The 3,568-nt window shown below is 39.9% G+C and carries 3 protein-coding genes; 1 reads left to right on the forward strand and 2 read right to left on the reverse strand.

What is annotated here, in order from left to right:
• Positions 1-191 precede the first annotated feature (191 nt).
• Positions 192-983, reverse strand: coding sequence for a LysM peptidoglycan-binding and 3D domain-containing protein (locus BFU02S_RS15230; protein ID WP_066372475.1), 792 nt, complete (start codon positions 981-983; stop codon positions 192-194).
• A gap of 704 nt (positions 984-1,687) precedes the next feature.
• Between BFU02S_RS15230 and BFU02S_RS15235 the strand changes: the two genes are divergently transcribed.
• Complete coding sequence (locus tag BFU02S_RS15235; protein ID WP_066372477.1) at positions 1,688-2,164, forward strand: VanZ family protein; 477 nt, start codon at positions 1,688-1,690, stop codon at positions 2,162-2,164.
• A 24-nt stretch (positions 2,165-2,188) separates the two neighbouring features.
• On the opposite strand, the gene BFU02S_RS15240 is transcribed toward BFU02S_RS15235, so the two are convergent.
• A complete protein-coding gene (locus BFU02S_RS15240) occupies positions 2,189-3,541 on the reverse strand; it encodes a glycosyltransferase family 2 protein (protein WP_066372480.1) in 1,353 nt (450 codons plus the stop codon).
• Positions 3,542-3,568: the final 27 nt, after the last annotated feature.

The raw sequence follows: 3,568 nt of genomic DNA on the forward strand, positions 1-3,568 counted from the left end.
AAAAATCCGCTTATTAAATAGGTATTTATATAAATTTCTTCATTTAGCAGGAATTCTTCCGCCTATTTTTCAATGCCATAAAATCAACATCCACCTTTAACGATCCTTGCAAAAAGTCGTTTATAAAAGGAATTATCAGGGTATTGTATAATTACAACTAAAAACCCCAGCATCTGCCGGGGTTTTCTATCCTAATTTAATATTGTTACTTTTACTTGTTGAACGCCAAATTCTTCTGCCTTTTGTTCAGATGGGATAAAGATATCGATTCGATTTCCTTTGATGGCGCCGCCGGTATCTCCGGCAATTGCTTCACCATAGCCTTCTACATAGACTTTGGTTCCAAGCGGAATGACATTAGGGTCAACGGCAATGACTTTTGCATCCGGATTTGCTTTCAGGTCGATCCCGGTTTTGGTTGTTCCGGAACACCCTGCACATGAAGCCGTATAAGCTGTAGCTTTTACAGTAATCACCTTATTTGAAGGAGCTGCTGGCTTCGGATCAGCTGTTGCTGGCTGAGCTTGAGCGGCATTTGCCACGGGCTGAGCCTGAGCTTGAGCCGGAGCTGACGTAGAAGCAGCTTCAACCTTTGTTGGAGCCGGATTTATCTCTGTAGAAGTTTGGGCACCGTCAAAAACTAATAGGTTTAATCCAGGATGGATCAAATCCGTCATTAAATTGTTCCATTCTTTAAGTTGAGATACCGTTACATGATGATTCTTAGCGATGCCCCATAGTGTATCGCCTTCTTGGACGGTATAACGGATTTCCGGTGTGACCGTCAATTGATCACCCGGATGGATAATGTATGTCGTAAGATGATTTAATTTCTGAATGTTTTCAACTGATGTATGATTTTCACGGGCTAGATCCCAAAGTGTATCGCCCTGCTTTACCGTTACTGTTGCCGCTTGTGCGCTGGTACCTACTGTTCCTGTAAGTACTGCAGCGGCTATAAATGTTTTAATTTGATGAAGCATTCTTATACCTCCGTTTCTTTGCTTGCTTGACTGCCATAATCTTAACACGGATTTTTTCAAAACAAAGAACAAGGAGATGTAAATTCAGTTACATATTTGGCATTAATATTGCAAAAACATTTCTACGAAGATTGAAAAATCAGAAAACGGCGTATTTTAAAAGCCATTTTAATGGAAAAATCCCTAATAGAATGCCTCTTAGAGCCTAATTTTTGTTTATTACAATAATGTTACAAAATTAGAATTGGAACTTCTTTTGGTTCCAAAAAATTTCCTCTTTTGCCACTATTTTTGGTTAAATACCGTCTTGACGGGTTGAATCGAGATTTGACGAAACTTGTTTATGAAAAGTTTTTGAATTTGTAAACGTTTTCACCTATAATGAAATCAGGCGGATAGCGCGCGTGGCTATCACGGTATGAGGCGTAGGAGGGGCCCATACTATTATAATTAAAGGGGAGAGAATCTTGGAAAACGCAAACATCCCATTAGCAAACTTTCTTCAAGAGGATCGATTTGAACTAAAATCCTATATTGCATACTTATTTGAATGTATGAAGGAAAAACTTTTGGAGCCAGCTGAACCTATAAAGGAGTAAATTACGGTTTTTAAAAAAAGCCGTTATTTTTTTGCATCAAATTCTTGCATAGCTTTTCATACTTTTCGGATGGTATAATATTGTAATTAAATGATAGGATGAGTCATGTTGCGTAAATGGAATGTATTATCATGGTTGCTGGTCATCATTTGGATGGCGGTAATCTTCAGCCTGTCTGCAGAGACTTCCGCTCAGTCCGACAGTCTAAGTATGGGAATAACCAAAAAGATTGTGAAATTGCTAGAGAAAGTGACAGGGCAAACAAAAGTAAATATAGAAGATTTTAATCACATCATTAGGAAATGCGCGCATTTTTCGATCTACCTCGTATTGGGGTTATTGGTAATGAATGCAGTAAGGAATACGGAGCTGCCCATTCGTTCCAAGTTAATCCTCACGATATTGATATGCATTGTTTATGCTGCCTCGGATGAATTTCACCAAATCTTCGTGTCAGGAAGAGGACCGCAGATCACAGATGTTTTGATTGACAGCTGCGGCGCTTGCTTAGGAACAGGGATTTATTATGGGGGATGGAGAAAATGGCGCAAAAGGGCCGGAAAACTAGATAAGAATCTATAAGCAAAACCACCCCTTGGGGTGGTTTTATTTCCACTTCCTTCCGAATTTAAAAATCTCCTGTATATAACCATAAACGGATACAGGGGACATCAACATTTGATAACCAAGAATGAATAAAATAAATCCCAGCATATTTTTACGGATTCTTAGATTTAAAGGTTTAAAGACAAAGTTTTTTTGAAAGAAATAAAGAATGCTATAGCTGACCAGCGTTAAAGGCAGAACGAGCAGTGTCATCGGACCGACAATCCAGTTATAACCGAAAAAGGCAAGCACCAGCCCGGGAATCCAGCAAAAGGTGTAGGTCACATCTAAATACGGCATAATGAAATTGATGCCTGTTAAATATTTCACATACATTTGCGGCTGTTTCCATGGTTTTATTTCCGATAATCCCTCAATCATTCCTCTTGCCCATCTTGCTCGCTGCCGGACAAAGTGTTTAAGGGTGCTGGGAACCTCTGTGAAGGAAACAGCTAATGGCTCATAATAAACTTTCCATTTCTTTTCGAGCAGGCGCCAGGTTAAAACAATATCTTCCCCAATCGCATCAGGCCATCCGCCGACTTCTTTAATACATTCGGTTTTGTAAAGGCTGTAAGCCCCTTGAGCCACTAATGTTCCTTGGTAAAGGCCTTGAAGTCTTTTAATGGAGGCAATACCCAGAAAATAGTCCCATTCTTGCATCTTCGTCCATATATTTTCCCGGCTGTTCTTTGTGAGAACACTGCCGGCCACCGCACAAACCTCTTTCGGACTGGAGTTCATCCTGGCAACAAGATAGCGAATAGATGACGGATGAAGCAGTGTATCAGCATCAATGGTAATAACATAAGGTGTTGTGACAACCGCCAGGGCTTTGTTTAAAGCATGAAATTTTCCAGGTGTCTCTTCATGAAGCAGCTCGATCTCTATGTCTAATTCCTTTTGCGCTTTGATGGTTTCTAGAACTGTCTGGTCCTCTGAACCATTATCAATGACCAAAACTTTCATCCTTCCATGATAGTCTTGCTGATCGATATATTTCAACGTTTGGAAAATCTTATCTTCTTCGTTATGAGCGGCGATGAGGATGGTGATTTTTTCTTTCGGGTATTCATTTTTAAAGGAAGGCTGCCTGTCTAAGATTAAGCTAATGACCAAAAAGGCATTCATGTAGCCCGGGATGTAAGAAATGCCCCCGATGATGAACAAAGCAATTGGAAACGAAACCACATGGGCAAGATCATGAAGCCATGGAAGGGCCAGGTAAATCGAAAAAAACATCCACAGAAAAGCGCCCATATGGCTAATGGCAAATTTCTGTTTTACTGGAATATATAGTTTGTGATCATGATTGCCTAATTGTGGGTTAATTAGATTTGTAACAGGCTTCATCATACATTTACCTTCTTTGTACAATGC

It is taken from the genome of Neobacillus fumarioli NBRC 102428, assembly GCF_001591485.1.
Classification (GTDB): domain Bacteria; phylum Bacillota; class Bacilli; order Bacillales; family Cytobacillaceae; genus Neobacillus; species Neobacillus fumarioli.